Annotated in this window: 16 protein-coding genes; 5 read left to right on the top strand and 11 right to left on the bottom strand. The window is 62.5% G+C overall.

All coding sequences use genetic code 11. The annotated features are described in order from the left end of the window. Positions 1-6: 6 nt before the first annotated feature. The 4 genes from AC1DUR_RS15170 to AC1DUR_RS15155 form a co-directional block, all read right to left on the bottom strand. Positions 7-1,422, bottom strand: coding sequence for a TolC family protein (locus AC1DUR_RS15170; protein WP_477719672.1), 1,416 nt, complete (start codon positions 1,420-1,422; stop codon positions 7-9). Positions 1,423-1,433: 11 nt separating this feature from the next. Next, on the bottom strand, positions 1,434-1,772 hold the full coding sequence (locus AC1DUR_RS15165) for a hypothetical protein (protein WP_477719671.1): 339 nt from the start codon (positions 1,770-1,772) through the stop codon (positions 1,434-1,436). Positions 1,773-1,884: 112 nt separating this feature from the next. After that, on the bottom strand, positions 1,885-2,331 hold the full coding sequence (locus tag AC1DUR_RS15160; protein ID WP_477719670.1) for a hypothetical protein: 447 nt from the start codon (positions 2,329-2,331) through the stop codon (positions 1,885-1,887). A 97-nt stretch (positions 2,332-2,428) separates the two neighbouring features. Further along, a complete protein-coding gene (locus tag AC1DUR_RS15155) occupies positions 2,429-3,055 on the bottom strand; it encodes a cation efflux transmembrane domain-containing protein (protein ID WP_477719669.1) in 627 nt (208 codons plus the stop codon). Positions 3,056-3,308: 253 nt separating this feature from the next. Here AC1DUR_RS15155 and AC1DUR_RS15150 point away from each other — a divergent pair, with 253 nt between their 5' ends. The 4 genes from AC1DUR_RS15150 to AC1DUR_RS15135 all read left to right on the top strand — a co-directional run bounded on the left by AC1DUR_RS15150 (position 3,309) and on the right by AC1DUR_RS15135 (position 7,138). Beyond that, a complete protein-coding gene (locus AC1DUR_RS15150) occupies positions 3,309-4,367 on the top strand; it encodes a DMT family transporter (protein ID WP_477719668.1) in 1,059 nt (352 codons plus the stop codon). Positions 4,368-4,380: 13 nt separating this feature from the next. Next, positions 4,381-4,851 carry a Cd(II)/Pb(II)-responsive transcriptional regulator gene (locus tag AC1DUR_RS15145; protein WP_477719667.1) on the top strand — a complete coding sequence of 157 codons (471 nt, stop codon included), beginning with the start codon at positions 4,381-4,383 and terminating at the stop codon, positions 4,849-4,851. Between the two features lie 64 nt (positions 4,852-4,915). Next, complete coding sequence (locus AC1DUR_RS15140; protein WP_477719666.1) at positions 4,916-5,737, top strand: creatininase family protein; 822 nt, start codon at positions 4,916-4,918, stop codon at positions 5,735-5,737. A gap of 54 nt (positions 5,738-5,791) precedes the next feature. Continuing rightward, the gene (locus tag AC1DUR_RS15135; RefSeq protein WP_477719665.1) at positions 5,792-7,138 is read left to right on the top strand and encodes a YVTN family beta-propeller repeat protein; all 1,347 of its coding nucleotides are present in this window, start codon (positions 5,792-5,794) and stop codon (positions 7,136-7,138) included. 43 nt (positions 7,139-7,181) lie between these two features. Here the strand turns inward: AC1DUR_RS15135 and AC1DUR_RS15130 are convergent, their stop codons facing one another. The 6 genes from AC1DUR_RS15130 to AC1DUR_RS15105 all read right to left on the bottom strand — a co-directional run bounded on the left by AC1DUR_RS15130 (position 7,182) and on the right by AC1DUR_RS15105 (position 12,476). Next, positions 7,182-7,991 carry an amino acid ABC transporter ATP-binding protein gene (locus tag AC1DUR_RS15130; protein ID WP_477719664.1) on the bottom strand — a complete coding sequence of 270 codons (810 nt, stop codon included), beginning with the start codon at positions 7,989-7,991 and terminating at the stop codon, positions 7,182-7,184. Then, positions 7,975-8,628 carry an amino acid ABC transporter permease gene (locus AC1DUR_RS15125; protein ID WP_477719663.1) on the bottom strand — a complete coding sequence of 218 codons (654 nt, stop codon included), beginning with the start codon at positions 8,626-8,628 and terminating at the stop codon, positions 7,975-7,977. Before AC1DUR_RS15125 ends, AC1DUR_RS15130 begins: the two co-directional genes overlap by 17 nt. A gap of 94 nt (positions 8,629-8,722) precedes the next feature. Continuing rightward, complete coding sequence (locus tag AC1DUR_RS15120) at positions 8,723-9,385, bottom strand: amino acid ABC transporter permease (protein ID WP_477719662.1); 663 nt, start codon at positions 9,383-9,385, stop codon at positions 8,723-8,725. Between the two features lie 149 nt (positions 9,386-9,534). Next, complete coding sequence (locus tag AC1DUR_RS15115; protein ID WP_477719661.1) at positions 9,535-10,335, bottom strand: transporter substrate-binding domain-containing protein; 801 nt, start codon at positions 10,333-10,335, stop codon at positions 9,535-9,537. Beyond that, entirely contained in the window at positions 10,332-11,111 is a 780-nt protein-coding gene (locus AC1DUR_RS15110; RefSeq protein WP_477719660.1) for a GntR family transcriptional regulator, read from the bottom strand. Before AC1DUR_RS15110 ends, AC1DUR_RS15115 begins: the two co-directional genes overlap by 4 nt. Before the next feature lie 375 nt (positions 11,112-11,486). Further along, the gene (locus AC1DUR_RS15105) at positions 11,487-12,476 is read right to left on the bottom strand and encodes a Bug family tripartite tricarboxylate transporter substrate binding protein (protein WP_477719659.1); all 990 of its coding nucleotides are present in this window, start codon (positions 12,474-12,476) and stop codon (positions 11,487-11,489) included. A gap of 300 nt (positions 12,477-12,776) precedes the next feature. On the opposite strand from AC1DUR_RS15105, the gene AC1DUR_RS15100 reads away from it, so the two are divergent. After that, positions 12,777-14,471: a long-chain fatty acid--CoA ligase gene (locus AC1DUR_RS15100; protein WP_477719688.1), complete on the top strand. Its 1,695-nt coding sequence runs from the start codon at positions 12,777-12,779 to the stop codon at positions 14,469-14,471. A gap of 45 nt (positions 14,472-14,516) precedes the next feature. On the opposite strand, the gene AC1DUR_RS15095 is transcribed toward AC1DUR_RS15100, so the two are convergent. Further along, positions 14,517-15,074: a YaeQ family protein gene (locus tag AC1DUR_RS15095; RefSeq protein WP_477719658.1), complete on the bottom strand. Its 558-nt coding sequence runs from the start codon at positions 15,072-15,074 to the stop codon at positions 14,517-14,519. Positions 15,075-15,139: the final 65 nt, after the last annotated feature.

Here is a 15,139-nt window from a genome sequence, read left to right as displayed (position 1 = left end):
CGGCCATCAGTGACCGGCCGTTTCGCCGCCGCCGGAAGTGGGTGCGGCCATCATCAAGGTGGTGGGCTTGCCGGTCATGGACGCGGCAAGCGCGGCATCGGCCAGCCAGAACTGCTGGTAAGCATTGATCGCCGCCGTCACGCTGGCGATCTGCTCGCGGGTGTCGGCCAGGAGCTCGAACACCCCGATCAGCATGCCGTTGTAGCGCAGCACGTTTTCTTCGGCCATGGTCTTGCGCAGCGGCACAATCTCGTCGCGGTAATGCCGGGCCACGTCGTAGGCGGTGCGGTAGGCCGAGTAGCTTTCGCGCAACTGCGACGAGGCGCTGCGCACGGTGCTTTCATAGCGGTTGGCGGCGGCCAGTGATTGCGCATTCATCGCGTCACGCTGGGCTGAGCCCCAGTCAAAAATCGGCAGGCGAATGCCCAGCTCATAGCCCTTGCGCGGCGTGCTGGTACCCGCCGCGTTGTCGAACACCGTGTCTCGGCGTATGCCAAGTTCCACGTCAACCAGACTGGCGATCAAGTTCAAGCCTTGTGATTTACCGGCGATCTCGAGCTGGTTGCGCGCCATCTGCACGTCCAGGCGTTGCTGCGTGGCGTTGGTGCTCACCATACCGGCTTGGCGCGGCTCTTTGGGCAAGTCGGGCAGGCGCTCAGGCAGCTTGAGTTGCGCGGCTTGCGCGTCCGTCAAACCCAGTTGGCGCGTCAGTTCTTCACGGGCGGCCGTAGCCGCATGCTGGGCGGATGCCAGCTGCGCCGCGCTATCGGCATAAAAGCTTTGCTGGCGTGCCCGCTGCAGCTTGGTGAAATTGCCCACCTGCTGCATGCGCCGCGCCAGTTCCGCGCTCACCTGCGCGGTGTTGTTGACCTGGTTTGCATAGTGCAAGGTCTGCTGTGCGGCCACGGCGCGTACCCAGGTCTGGCGTACCTGGGTCACCTGCTCAACCACATTGGCGCTGAGCTGCACCTTGGCCTGCGCGACCTGGCCACGTGAAATCTCCTGGCGCCGGGGCAGGGTCAGCAGATCCAGCAATCCAAACGACAGCAGCCGGCCCAGTTCCAGTTCGTCAGCAAAGCGGATTCGCTCAAACGTGAAGACGGGGTTGGCAATGCGGCCGGCCTGGTTGGCCTGAGCCATGTCGGCCCAGCTTTGCGCCAACAGGGTCTGCACGGCCGGGCTGTTCGCCAAAGCGAGCTGTACAGCCTCGTCCATCGTTAAAGGCTTGGCCAGCAGCTCGCTGCTCAGCTTGGCTCTGGCTTTCCCCTGCTGCTCGGTACGACTGAGCTCCAGCTTGCCTTGGGTAAAGGTGTTGGTCGTGTCATTGGTGTCACGCACGGCCTGATCAACGTTGACCGAGGCGCAGCCTGCCAGCACCAGGCTTGCCGCGGCCAGGGCGCTCAATCGAAAAATCGTTTTCATGCTTTTTCCTGTCACGGTTTGGCTGGCACTGCGCGGGGATCGGGCTTGGCTGCCGCATCTGGCGTCTGCGGCTGCCTCGCCTCTTTGGCGTACTCACGCCAGCCACCGATCCGGCCGGTGGTGTCGTTGGCCTCTTTCCAGTTGACGGTTTTTTCGTCGGTGTAAGGCTGGTAGCCCTCCAGCGCCGAGCGAAACGCGGCTGGCGTGGTGCCCGGCATGGCCGTTGCAGGTGCGTCCGGTGCCGCCGGTGATGCGGCCTGTCCATGGGCGGCGCTGGTCCACAAGGCCAGCGCCAGCACGGGCAGTGCGACCAGCCCTGGGGCGGGGTTTGAAATGAAACGAATGCTCACAAAAATCTCCTGAATGACATGCTGAGGCGACGGCGACATCGCGCTTAGGCCGGCTGGACGGATGCTGAAGACCGTGCCGGCTGCAAGTACAGGCCCACTATGGGCCTGAAGATCAGGAAATGGGTGGTTTTTGGCCGAGTGCGGCTTCGGCACTGGCAAATTGCGCTGCCGCTGAAGCGGGCAGGGTGAAGGGATGAAAGACCGGTCGCAGCGTCAGTGCGGCGAAAGACAGCGCCACCGTATGACAGGCCTGGCAGGCCGGGCAGGACCCGCACTGTCCGTGAGATGCTGCATCAGTGGCATGGTCAAGGCAGTCAGGGTTCGATGGCGAGGCAGATGGCGTGTCCAGTTGCGCGTCTGGTTGCGTGGCCTCCGGTGCGGTCATTTCCTGGTGAAAATGATTGGTTTCCCCCGCACTGTGGGCATGGGATGCCATGGTTTTTGCGGCAATTTGACGGGCCTGCCCCTGGCTGGCTGCCATTTCGGTTGCCATCACGTCACCCATCCATCCGCGCAGGGGCAGCAGGGCGATCATCAGGGCAAGGAGCAAAAAACGCATCGTTGAATGATAGGGGATGTGGTGAAAAGTTCCGGCCGATTCAAAATGCAGCCTGAGTACGCAGCTTCAGTAGGCAGCTTTACATTAGTACGTAGCGTCAGGATGTCGCGGTTTTGAACTCTTGAAGGCCCTGCCGCAGCACCGCCCAGCCGCTGGTGATGGCCAGGCCCGCCATCACCGTCGCCACCGCCAGATCGGGCCAGGCCGTGCCGGTGCCGAACACGCCGAGCGCCGCCAGCATCACCGCGATGTTTCCGATGGCGTCGTTGCGTGTGCAGAGCCAGACGCCGCGCATGTTCGCGTCGCCGTCGCGCCAGGCGTACAGCATGGCGGCCACGCCGCCGTTGGCCAGCAGCGCAAGCAGGCCGATGGCGCCCATGGTGAACGCCTCGGGCGTGCCACCTTGTGTGAGCATCCACAGCGCCCTGGCCACCACAAACACGCCAAACAGCAGCATGCTGGCACCCTTGAGCAGGGCGGTGCGGGCGCGCCAGAGCAGGCCTGCGGACAGCACTGCCAGTGTGATGCCGTAATTGGCCGCATCGCCAAAAAAATCAATTGCGTCAGCCAGCAGCGACACCGAGCCGGAACGCAGGCCCGCCCCTACCTCCACGCCGAACATGGCCAGGTTGATGGCGAGTGCCATCCAGAGGATTTTTCTGTAACGCGGGCTGTGGGCCCTGTTGACGGCGTTGTGGTCATCGTGGCAGCAATGGGCCGACATGGGGGCTTCTCCAGATTCAGGGTTGATGGCAAGATTGGAAACCCTGAACCCACTTCAAGGTCAAGCCTCGCGTTTGAATGGCCCGGCCGTTACCGGGGACAAGCGGCTGCGCAGTGGACGGCGTTGTTGCAAGCTGTGTCCAATGATGGTGTTGGCCCGGTGTTGTCCGCTTGAATGTGGCTGAACGTGGCCGAATGTGACCGAAGATAGTGAATGGTTTAAGGGTTGGTTTAAGGGGATCAGGAACTTGAATATGCAAATTGCGCGTTGGCAACCGGGGATTGTTGCGGCGCTGGCGTCGGCTTTCCTGTTTGGCGCAGGCACACCGCTGGCCAAGTGGCTGCTGGACCAGGTCAGCCCGTGGATGCTGGCCGGGCTGCTGTATCTCGGGTCTGGCTTGGGCCTGGGCCTGTATCGCTGGCTGCGGCGGGCCGCTACCCCCCGCCTCAATCCGGGTGAAATAGGGTGGCTGGTCGCGGCGGTAGTGTGTGGCGGCGGTATCGCTCCCGTCCTGCTGATGTGGGGCCTGTCGGCGATGCCGGCCAGCCATGCGGCCTTGCTGCTCAATGCGGAAGCGGTGCTGACGGCGCTGCTGGCCTGGGTGGTGTTTCGCGAGAACTTCGACAGGCGCATTGCCCTCGGCATGGCGGCCATCGTGGCGGGCGCCTTGTTGTTGAGCTGGCCTCAGCAGGAGGATGTGCCCGGTGCAATGGCGCTGACCTCGCTGTGGCCCGCGCTCGCGGTGACGCTCGCTTGCCTGTTCTGGGCGCTGGACAACAACTTCACGCGCAAGGTCGCGTTGGCCGATGCGTCATGGATTGCCTGCGTGAAGGGGCTGGCCGCCGGCGCCACGAATCTGCTGCTGGCTTTTCTGGCCGGTGCGGCGCTGCCCGGGCTGGCCAAGGTGCCGGTTGCCATGCTGGTCGGTTTGCTGGCTTATGGCGTCAGCCTCGCGCTGTTTGTGGTGGGCCTGCGGCACCTTGGCGCTTCGCGCGCCGGCGCTTATTTCTCCACCGCGCCATTTGTCGGCGCGCTGTGTGCGGTGATTTTTCTGGGCGAACCCGTCACCTGGCAGTTGCTGGCCGCCGCCGCCCTCATGGGCCTCGGAATCTGGCTGCACCTGACCGAACACCATGCGCATGTGCACCAGCACGAGGCGCTGGAACACGAGCACCTGCATTCGCATGATGAGCACCATGCGCATGAGCATGTACCTGCGGTTGAGGGGCCGCATTCGCACCGCCACCGCCACGAGCCCATGACCCACAGCCATGCGCATTACCCCGATGCCCATCATCGCCATGACCACTGAAAGGAGTAGCGACATGCGCACTGACAGCACGACCCCGGCACCGTACCGCATCAGCGAGGCGGCCGCCCTGAGCGGCGTGCCGGCCACCAACATACGGTTTTATGAAAAGGAAAAGCTCCTGAGCCCGCATGGAAGAAGCGAGAACAGCTATCGTTGTTATAGCAATGGCGATGTGCACCGGCTGCGCTTCATCCGCCTGTGCCGCGCCATGGACATGTCGCTGGACGAGGTGCGTACCCTGCTGGCGCTGGACCTGACCCGCAAGGCGGACTGCGCCACGGCACGCGAATCGCTGGATGGGCACCTGGTCCATGTGCGCGCGCGCCTGGCGGAGTTGAGGACCCTTGAAAAAGACCTGAAGGCCTTGCGCGACCGCTGCGACGGCACCGATGCGCTTTGCCACACCATTGAAGCGTTGCATGAGCGGGCCGATGCCTTGCCTGTGCAGGCAAAGCCGACCGCAGCGGTCAAGCGGCACGTCTGAGGTCACGCTTGCGTTACGCTCTCAGGTCAGTGTGCGTTTGTTGTCAAAAATCAGCGGGAGTTTTATGGTGAAAAGTTACGGGCGCAAGGCGCTGGCCTGCTTGTGTCTGGCAGGCCTGGCCTGCCTGCCGGCCATGAGCGCTGCACAGGGCAGTGTGTTTATTGAAGACCTGACCACCCAGGAGGTCAGTGCTGCGCTACGCGCCGGAAAAACCACCCTCATCATTCCGGTGGGCGGCACCGAGCAAAACGGGCCCCACATGGCGTTGGGCAAGCACAATACGCGGGCCAAAGCGCTGGCCGGCAAGATTGCGGTGTCGCTGGGCAATGCGCTGGTGGCCCCGGTGCTGTCTTACACCCCAGAAGGCTCGGTGGAGCCGCCCACCGAGCACATGCAGTTTGCTGGCACCCTCTCTGTGCCCGAGGACGCCTTCAAAAGCATTTTGCGCGGGGCCGCGCGCAGCTTCAAGAAGCACGGCTTCAGCGATGTGGTGCTGGTGGGCGACAGCGGCAACTACCAGGCCGCGCTGGCCGCCGTGGCGCAGGGCCTGAACAAGGACTGGGCCAAAACGCCGGTACGCGCGCACTACATTGGCGAGTATTACCGCGCCACGCAAACTGCCTACGTGGCGGCGCTCAAGGCCAAAGGCCTGAGCGAGGCTGAAATTGGCACTCATGCCGGGTCAGCCGATACCTCTTTGCTGATGGCGATTGACAGCACAATGGTCAAGCCGGAGCGCTTTGCCGAGGCGGCGCGTGCGGGCTGGCGTGGCGGCACCCTCGGGGACCCCCGTGCGTCCAGCGCGGCCAATGGGCAACTGGGGGTGGACGCGGTCGTTAAAATTGCCACTGAGGCCATTAAAAAAGCGGTGGCCTTGCCGCGCTAGATTTTGTTTTTTTGAGCCTTGGGCCAGTGACCCGTTTTGAAAGTGAAAAGTAACATGCTGAAGCAAATGCGTAAAAATTATGGCGTGGCGGCAGCGCTGCTTGCTGCAGGTTTAGCGGTGGCCGGGTCGTGGGCGCTTGCCCAAACCGCCACCAAGGCGGTAGCACCAACGGCTGGGGCATCGGCCACGGCAGCCGCTAGCCCAGCGGCCAAACCCGGTGGGCCTATCGACATGGTGAGCGGCATGCCCGCGGCCCTGGACAAAACCAATCTTTATAGCGAAATTGCGCCTGGCCGCTGGAGTCCTGCGGTGAGCGGCGCGCTGGAGCGGGTCTATGTGCCCAACCGGAGTGACAACACGGTGTCGGTCATTGATCCCAACACGCTGAAAGTCATCGACACCTTCAAGGTCGGCGTCCACCCGCAACACGTGGTGCCCGCCTGGGACTTGCGCACCCTGTGGGTGGCCAACAATGCCGAGGGCCGCACCGATGGCAGCCTGACGCCGATTGACCCTAAAACAGGCAAGCCCGGCAAATCAGTGCTCGTGGACGACCCCTACAACCTGTATTGGTCGCCCGATGGGCAATACGCCATTGTGGTGGCCGAGGCCTACAAGCGGCTGGACTTTCGCGATGCGCGCACAATGGTCATGAAGTTTTCCATTCCCACGCCCCAGTGCGCAGGCATCAACCATGCCGATTTTTCCATCGACGGAAAATATGCCTTGTTTACCTGTGAGTTCAACGGTTCGATGACAAAAATCGACCTGGTGAACCGAAGCGTGATGGGTACGATCAAGCTCTCCCCTTACTTTGACCGCCCGGATGCGCTGGCCGCCATTGCCGCGCCAGGCAAAAAACCACGCTACATTGCCGACCCCGGCAAGCCAGGGTCCGACATTTGCACCACGCCGGGCATGCCGCAAGACGTGCGCATCTCGCCAGACGGCAAGACCTTTTTTGTGGCCGACATGATGGTCGATGGCGTTCATGTGGTGGATGGCGAAACCTTCAGGCAGATCGGCTTTATTCCTACCGGGGTGGGTGCCCACGGCCTTTACCCCAGCCGCGACGGCAAGAGCCTGTACGTGGCCAACCGCGGCAGCAACAAGATTCGCGGCACACCGGGCGGCAAAGGCAGCGTGTCGGTGATTGACTTTGCCAGCCGCGCCGTGACCAAAAACTGGACCATTCCAGGCGGCGGTAGCCCCGACATGGGCAACGTCAGCGGCGACGGCAAATACCTCTGGCTGGGCGGGCGCTACGACAACGTGGCCTACCGCTTCAATACCGACACAGGCGCGGTGGAAAAAATCAAGGTGGGGCGCGAGCCGCACGGCCTGACCGTGTGGCCACAGCCGGGCCGCTTTTCTTTGGGCCACACGGGCAACCTGCGCTAAGGGGCTGCAGGGTGGCAGTCCTGCCTCCTTGCCGCCTCCTTGCCTAATCGTGCAGTGACGACAAAAACTGTTTGAGTTCAGGCGTCTGCGGGTTGCCAAACACCTCCGCAGGCGGGCCCATCTCATGCACGCGGCCCTGGTGCATAAAGATCACGCGGTCTGAGACCTTGCGGGCAAAGTTCATTTCGTGCGTCACCATCAGCAGCGTCATGTCTTCGTCGGCCAGGCTTTCGACCACGCGCAGCACTTCGCCGACCAATTCCGGGTCCAGCGCCGAGGTGATTTCGTCGCACAGCAGCACGCCGGGTTCCATGGCCAGCGCCCGTGCGATGGCCACGCGTTGCTGTTGGCCACCGGAGAGCTGATCGGGCATGGCATCAAATTTTTCTGCGAGGCCCACGCGGTGGAGCAGTTTGCGTGCCTGCTCGGTGGCTGCGGCACCGTCTTTCTTTTTCACCAGCGACGGGGCCAGCATGATGTTTTTGCCCACGGTGAGGTGAGGAAACAAATTGAAGCTCTGGAAGATCATTCCCACGCGTTGGCGCAACTCGCGCATGGCCATGGCGCTTTCATGCAGCAAAGGCTTGCCATCTACTGTGAGCGCGCCTTGCTGAAACACTTCAAGACCATTAATACAGCGCAGCAGCGTGCTCTTGCCCGAGCCGCTTTTGCCGATGATGGCGATTACTTCGCCCTGCGAAACTCGCAGGTCAATACCCTTGAGCACTTCATTCGTGCCATACGATTTGCGCAGGGCCGTGATTTGCACAATGGCACGGCCAGAAGCGGGCGCCACATTGATGGCAGCTTCTTCAATGGTTGTTTCTTCAACGGTGTTATTGGCGGTTTGCATTGATTTTTCTCTCCAGTGTCTTGGCGTACAGGCTGATGGGGAAGCACAGCGCAAAGTACAAAAGGGCCACACAGCTGTACACCACAAAGGGCTTGAAGGTGGCGTTGGTAATCATGGTGCCCGCCTTGGTCAGTTCGATAAAACCAATCACCGAGGCGAGAGCGGTTCCCTTCACCACTTGCACCAGAAAACCGACCGTGGGTGGAATGGCGATTTTGATGGCCTGCGGCAGGACCACATGCAGCAGCAGCTCGCGAAAACTCAGCGCCAGGCTTTGGCCCGCCTCCCATTGCCCCTTGGGGATAGCCGCCACACAGCCGCGCCAGATTTCGGTCAGAAAAGCGCTGGTGTACAGCGTGAGCGCGACCGACGCGGCAACCCAGGCAGAGGTTTTGATGCCAAACAGCGCAAGGCCGAAGTAAGCCAGAAAAAGCTGCATCAACAGCGGCGTGCCCTGAAACAGCTGCACATAGCCACCGACCAGCGTGTTCATGCCGCGTAGTTTGGAAAGCCGGGCCACCAGCAAGAGCAGGCCAACAATGCCGCCGCCGACAAAGGCGATCAGTGACAGCACCACCGTCCAGCGGGCGGCCAGCAAAAGGTTGCGAAAAATGTCCCAGACGGAAAATTCAACCATGGTCAGGCCTCGCGCCGGGCTGCCCCAAGCAGGCCTGCGACCCCTCGGGGGGCAGCGAACTACATGTAGTGAGTAAGTGTGGGGGCATATTTATTTATCTGCCAAAAAGGAAACGCGGACCCAGCCAGTTGAGCAGTTGTCTTACCCCGACAGCCAGCGTCAGGTAAACCAGCGTGGCCAGGATGTAAGCCTCAAAGGCGCGAAAGTTGCGGCTTTGAATCAGGTTGGCGGCGTAGCTCAGCTCTTCGGTCGAAATCTGCCCGCACACCGCCGAGCCCAGCATCACGATGATGATCTGGCTGACGAGTGAAGGCCATACTTTTCGGAGTGCGGGCGGCAAGACCACGCGCACAAAGGTCTGCATGCGGTTCAGCGCCAGGCTCATCGCGGCCTCAATTTGCCCTTTGGGCGTGGCGTCAATCCCGGCACGAATGATCTCTGTCGCGTAGGCGCTCAGGTTGATCACCATGGCGATGATGGAAGCAACCTCGGGCGAGAGCTTGACGCCCGCCGCGGGCAGGCCAAAGAATACAAAGAAGAGCTGCACGATGAAGGGCGTGTTGCGGATGAGTTCCACATAGGTACCTACGATCCATTTCAGCCAGGGTGCGCCGTGCGATCGGACCCAGGCAAACGCCACGCCCGCTACCACGCCCATCATCGCAGAGATGACCGTCAGGCCCACCGTCCAGAGCACACCCTTGGCGAGCAAGGGCCACTGGCTCAAGACCGCGATGAAGTCCAACTCAACCCGCATCTGGCTTCACTCCTTTTAAAAAATAACGACAGTCTCTTCTGCATCTCTACCAAGGCCGCCGTGGAACCGGCTTTGCCGGGCCACCAGCGGCGCCCCCTGCAAGGGGGAGGGGGCTACGCAAAGCGAGCCCCAACGGGGGTGTGCAATATTTACTGTGGCAAATCACCGGCAGGGCGACCCAGCCATTTCACGGCCATCTTGTCAATGTCGCCTGCCTTTTTGCCCGTTGCGATGATTTCATTGACCTTCAGGCGCAGCTTGTCTTCGCCCTTGCCCACGCCAATGAAGTTGGGCGAGTCCTTGAGCAGCAGTTTGTACTCGGCAGCGAGTTGCGGGTTTTTGGCCATCATGTTGCCGGCGACTGAGGCACCCGTGGCAATCAGTTGCACCTGGCCTGCGACGAACGATGACACGGTGGCGTTGTTGTCTTCAAAGCGTTTGATGTCTGCGCCCGCCGGGGCGAGTTTGGTCAGTTCCTGGTCTTCAATCGCGCCGCGCGTCACGCCAATGCTTTTGCCCGCCAGATCGGCAAAGCTCTTGATGCTCATGGACTTGGGCGCAAAGACAGCCTGAAAGAAAGGCGAGTAAGCGGCCGTGAAGTCGATGACTTTTTCGCGCTCGGCGTTTTTGCCCAAGGTGGAGATCACCAGGTCAGCCTTGCGGGTTTGCAGGTAGGGCACGCGGTTGGCACTGCTGACAGGTGTCAGCTCAATCTCGACGCCGAGCTTGGCGGCGATGTAGTTGGCCATGTCGATGTCCAGGCCTTGCGGCTTGAGGTCGGTGCCGACAAAACCATACGGCGGAAAGTCGGTCGGAATGGCGATGGTGATTTTTTTGGCCTTCATCACGTCGTCCAGCGCCGTTTGTGCCTGCACGCCCGCGGTTACCAGCAAGGCGGCCGACATCATGCTCAGGGAAAACAGGCGTTTGGAGAGTTGGGATAACTTCATAGCAGGGCTCCTAGATAGGTTGAGGATTCTTCAGAGGGTTTGGCCGGGCGCCGGCCGGGTTTGCGAACACTGGTGGGCAACTCTTGTGCCGATTTGGCTTTTGCGGGCGAAAGCGGGCTCAGCGCGCTGCGCAGGTGCGCCAGCGGATCGCCGCCCGCAGCCTGTAGCTGCAGGCCCGCCTGCACGCTGCCGATATGCGCGTGCATGAGTTGTTCGGCCAGCACGAGGTCGCCTTTTTCAAGGGCCTGCACAATGCGCACATGCTCCTCGCAGGACTGGGCCGCATCGTGCGAGGACTGGTACAGCATGGCGATCAGGGTGGTGCGTGCGGTGAAGTCGCGCAGGGTGTCAGCCAGCAGGTTGTTGCCCAGGCATTCGGCCAGGCACACATGGAAGTCGCCCAGCAGAAAACTGCGCAGGCCGACGTCTTCCCCCTTGACCGCCGCTTTTTCGCGGGTCAGGTGGCTCTTGAGCTGCTTGAGGGCGGACTTGCTGACGTCGCGGGTGCAGCGAATCAGCCCCATCTCGATCACGCGCCGCGCCTCGAAGGCTTCACGCGCTTCCTCCCTGGAGGGCTCAATGAGATACCAGCCCCGCCGCGCACTGACCGTGACGATGCCGCGCGCGGCCAGGTGGGTCAGGGCTTCCCGCACGATGGTGCGGCTGCAGTCAAACAGCATGGCCAGCTGCTGCTCACCCAGACGCGCGCCGGGCGCCAGCTTTTGCGCCATCACGGCTTCAATGATGCGATTGCTGATGTGGGAAGCCGTGGTCATGCAGGAAGCAGTGCATATCCCGTGCCAGGATCTGGACTGATTTGGCTGGCTGGTATACAAGATATGTGCACCTCAGTGGTGTGCTGATGCATCAAATTGCAGCTTTTGGGGCCGGCCCCGCACCAAACGCAGGCATTGCAGGCCGGGAGCGGCCGCGCTAGCATTTTTTGGCGCTTGAGTGATCAGGCGACAGGAGGCGCCCATGGAACATCCCAATCGTCCCAATCGCGGTGGCTGGAAAACCTGCAGCCGCGGGCACAAGTACCGTGGCCCGGGTCCTTGCCCGATTTGCTGGCCGGGTGGAGTGAAGCGTCGCGCCAAGGCATCGCCCGCGCGGTGATCGCGTGCCTCCTCCTCCTCCTCCTCCTCCGCGGGTCAGTCGAGCTTCGCGCCCGAGGCCTTGACCGCCTGGGCCCAGCGCGGCATTTCAGCCGCCAGAAACTGGCCAAACTCTTCACTGCCCATGAACGCCGGGTCGGCGCCCTGGGTCACCATGCGGTTGCGGATGTCGGGGCTGCTCATCACCTGTTTGAACGCATCGCTCAATTTGGCCGTGATGTCTTTGGGCAGGCCGGCAGGCGCCAGGAAGCCGTAAAAGCCCACCACCTCAAAACCCTTGAAACCCGATTCGATAACGGTGGGCACATCGGGCAGGGCGGGGTTGCGCTCACGGCTGGTGACGGCCAGCGCCCGCACCTTGCCTTGCCTGTGGTAATTGGCCGCCTGGGGGATTGACTCGCCCATGAACTGCACCTGCCCGGCCATCAGGTCGGTGAAGGCCGGCGCGCTGCCGCGGTAGGGAATGTGAACCATGAAGAGCCCGGTGGCGTTCTTGAACATTTCGGGCACCAGGTGGCTGATGCCGCCGTTGCCGGCAGAGCCGTAGTTGACCTGGCCGGGCCGCGCGCGCGTGTAGTCCACAAACTCCTTCAGCGTGTTAACCGGCAGTTTGGGGTTCACCAGCAGCGCCAGCGGCTGCATGGCGGTGCGCGCGATCGGCGTGAAGTCTTTCAGCGTGCTGTAGGGCAGGCGGGTGTACAGGGCCGGGTTGATGACCATCACGCCGGTGTTGGCGAGCATCAGCGTGTAGCCGTCCGGCGCTGCCTTCATGACATCCTGGGCGCCCACCGTACCGCCGGCGCCCGACTTGTAGTCAATCACGATGGGCTGGCCCAGCACCGCCTGCAGCCGCTCGGTCAGCAGTCGCGCATGCTGGTCAAGCGGGCCGCCCGCCGGGAAACCGATCACCACGCGGATCGGCTTGTCGGGAAATGCGGCGAACGCCGTGGCGCTGGCGAGCAGCAGCGCCGCCACGAGGATGCGGGGCAGGGTCGAGAAAGCGGCGGGCAGGGTAATGTGGCGCATAGTGTGTCTTTGTTTCTCTGTTTTTCGTGTGGATCGATGCACAGGGGCCAGCGATGGATGGATGGATGAATGGATGGATGAAAAAAACAAGGCTTTCACGTTCTGTGCGCAGCGCTCAGGGCGCTTTCATCATAGAGACGCCGGGTCACGCAGGTGACACTGTTTTATCGGGAGCTTCCCCGATGCAGGCGGCGCGAAGTGCGGGTAGGCTGTGGTGAACCGAGCCTTATCCGGAGCCCATCCTTGTCTTCACACCCGCCTGCCGACGCCTCCCTGCCCGATGCGGCCCCGCGCCACGACCTGCACTACCAGGTCTGGCCCAGGCGCTTGCCGCGCAGCATCACGCCTCCGGCCACATCGCTGTGGCACAACCTCGCCGTCAGCGCGCTGCGTTTTCCCGACAAGCCGGCGCTGGTGTTTTTTGACCGGGTGCTCAGTTATGCCGAAGTGCTGCGGCAAGCCGAGCGGCTGGCCGCCACCTTGCACCGGCTGGGCGTGCGCAAGGGCGACCGCGTGGTGCTCAATATGCAAAATTGCCCGCAGTGGGTGATTGCGCACTTTGCCATCCTGCGGGCCAATGCCGTGGTGGTGCCCGTCAACCCGATGAACCGGGCCGAGGAACTCAAGCACTACATCACGGACCCCGACGCCAGGGTCGCAATCACGGCGGCTGACCTGGCCCCCGAACTGGCCCGGGCCAACGCCGAACTGGCGCCCGGTGAACGGCTGGCGCACCTGATCGTGACGCACTACAGCGATGCCTTTGATGCCAGTGCTGGCGAAAACGGCGGCGCCCTGCCTGAAGCCTGGCGCGACTGGCTGGGCAGCCGGCATGCGTTGCCCGCGCTCGAGGGCGGCTCGGTGATGCACTGGGCCGATGCCCTGGCCGATGGCGCTGGTGAATTGCCGGCGCACACGGCCACCCCGCAGGATTTGGCGGTGCTGCCCTACACCAGCGGCACGACAGGCCTGCCCAAGGGCTGCATGCACACGCATGCCAGCATCATGCACAACGCGGTGGCCAGTATTTTGTGGGGCAACAGCACCTTTGAAAACGTGACGCTGTCGGTGGTGCCCATGTTCCACATCACCGGCATGGTATCGGTGCTGCATGCGACGATTTATGGCGGCGGCACGCTGGTCATCATGCCGCGCTGGGACCGCGAGCTGGCCGGGCGATTGATCTCGCACTGGCACGTGACGCACTGGACCAACATCCCGACCATGGTGATTGACCTGCTGGGCAGTCCCAACTTCGCCAGTTTTGATTTGAGCAGCCTTGTGTACATTGGCGGTGGCGGCGCGGCCATGCCGCAGGCCGTGGCCCAGCGTTTGTGGGAGCAGTACGGCTTGCGCTATGCCGAAGGCTATGGCCTGACCGAAACCGGCGGGCCGTCGCACAGCAACCCCTATGATGCGACCCGGCAGCAATGCCTGGGCGTGCCGTTTGTCAGCACCGATGCGCGCGTGATCGACCCCGAGACGCTGCAGGAAGTCCCGCAGGGCGAGCAGGGCGAAATCATCATGTGCGGGCCGCAGAACTTCCAGGGCTACTGGAAGCGCCCGGACGCCACGGCCGCCGCGTTCATCGAACTGGACGGCAAACGTTTTTTTCGCTCCGGCGACCTGGGGCGAATGGACGAGCAGGGTTACTTCTTCCTCACCGACCGGCTCAAGCGCATGATCAATGCGTCGGGTTTCAAGGTCTGGCCGGCCGAGGTGGAGGCGCTGATGTTCCGCCACCCGGCCATCCAGGAGGCCTGCATCATTTCGAGCAGCGATGCCTACCGCGGCGAAACCGTCAAGGCGGTGGTGGTGCTGCGCGCCGAGGCCAGGGGCAAGACCAGCGAGGACGACATCATCAACTGGTGCAAGCAGAACATGGCGGCGTACAAATACCCGCGCATCGTCCAGTTCGTCGATGCATTGCCGAAAAGCGGCTCGGGCAAGGTCATGTGGCGCACGCTGCAGGAAGCCGAGACCGGAAAAGCCTGAATCGGCCGCCGGAAATCCTGATGAGCAGGGGGCAGGGGAAAGGGATCAACCGCCGTTGGTCAGCCTGCGCGGCGTGATCTCCACCGACTCCGCGCCGGTGCTCATCCAGACCGTGCCATCCTGGATGGTGACCTGCAGCTGCATGCTGCGTTCGGCCAGCCTGGCCAGCGCCTGGCTTTGCGCCGCCTCGATCTGCCACACCACCAGGTTGGCTGCGCGTGTGAGCTTGGTCTCGATATTTTTCCACCACACGGGTGTGCTGCTGGAAAAACTGTAGGCGCTCACGCGTTCGGCCCGGCCGGCAGCGCGCATCAGGCGCTTGTCGTCGGGCTGACCCACGTCGATCCAGTGCTGCACGGCATCGGTGTAGTCCTTGTGCCAGAGCGCCGGCTCGTCCACGTCCCACAGGTCCTTGGCAAATTCCAGCTTGCCCCGCTTGTCGTCGGCGGGCACATTCAGCGCAAAAGCCAGCAGGCGGATCATCATGCGTTCATCCGTCTCGGACGGATGGCGGGCAATGATGACGCCGTGGTCGGCGTACACCGCACGGTCCATGTCGGCGATTTGCAGCTGCGCTTTGTAGATGGTGGCTTTGAGTGCCATGAGAAGGGGTTCCAGGTACGGCCCCGGTAGACATGGGGCCTGCATTTAAACCCTCTATTGGAACA

Source organism: Polaromonas sp. P4_F4, from assembly GCF_056401355.1.
The sequence above is the reverse complement of the archived record's forward strand: the minus strand, read 5'-3'. Positions and strand labels throughout refer to the sequence as shown.

Coding starts and splice junctions, on each gene's coding strand:
- AC1DUR_RS15170 (WP_477719672.1), bottom strand. CDS start 1,422: ATGAAAACGATTTTTCGATTGAGCGCCCTGGCCGCGGCAAGCCTGGTG.
- AC1DUR_RS15160 (WP_477719670.1), bottom strand. CDS start 2,331: ATGCGTTTTTTGCTCCTTGCCCTGATGATCGCCCTGCTGCCCCTGCGC.
- AC1DUR_RS15155 (WP_477719669.1), bottom strand. CDS start 3,055: ATGTCGGCCCATTGCTGCCACGATGACCACAACGCCGTCAACAGGGCC.
- AC1DUR_RS15150 (WP_477719668.1), top strand. CDS start 3,309: ATGCAAATTGCGCGTTGGCAACCGGGGATTGTTGCGGCGCTGGCGTCG.
- AC1DUR_RS15145 (WP_477719667.1), top strand. CDS start 4,381: ATGCGCACTGACAGCACGACCCCGGCACCGTACCGCATCAGCGAGGCG.
- AC1DUR_RS15140 (WP_477719666.1), top strand. CDS start 4,916: ATGGTGAAAAGTTACGGGCGCAAGGCGCTGGCCTGCTTGTGTCTGGCA.
- AC1DUR_RS15135 (WP_477719665.1), top strand. CDS start 5,792: ATGCTGAAGCAAATGCGTAAAAATTATGGCGTGGCGGCAGCGCTGCTT.
- AC1DUR_RS15130 (WP_477719664.1), bottom strand. CDS start 7,991: ATGCAAACCGCCAATAACACCGTTGAAGAAACAACCATTGAAGAAGCT.
- AC1DUR_RS15125 (WP_477719663.1), bottom strand. CDS start 8,628: ATGGTTGAATTTTCCGTCTGGGACATTTTTCGCAACCTTTTGCTGGCC.
- AC1DUR_RS15120 (WP_477719662.1), bottom strand. CDS start 9,385: ATGCGGGTTGAGTTGGACTTCATCGCGGTCTTGAGCCAGTGGCCCTTG.
- AC1DUR_RS15115 (WP_477719661.1), bottom strand. CDS start 10,335: ATGAAGTTATCCCAACTCTCCAAACGCCTGTTTTCCCTGAGCATGATG.
- AC1DUR_RS15110 (WP_477719660.1), bottom strand. CDS start 11,111: ATGACCACGGCTTCCCACATCAGCAATCGCATCATTGAAGCCGTGATG.
- AC1DUR_RS15105 (WP_477719659.1), bottom strand. CDS start 12,476: ATGCGCCACATTACCCTGCCCGCCGCTTTCTCGACCCTGCCCCGCATC.
- AC1DUR_RS15095 (WP_477719658.1), bottom strand. CDS start 15,074: ATGGCACTCAAAGCCACCATCTACAAAGCGCAGCTGCAAATCGCCGAC.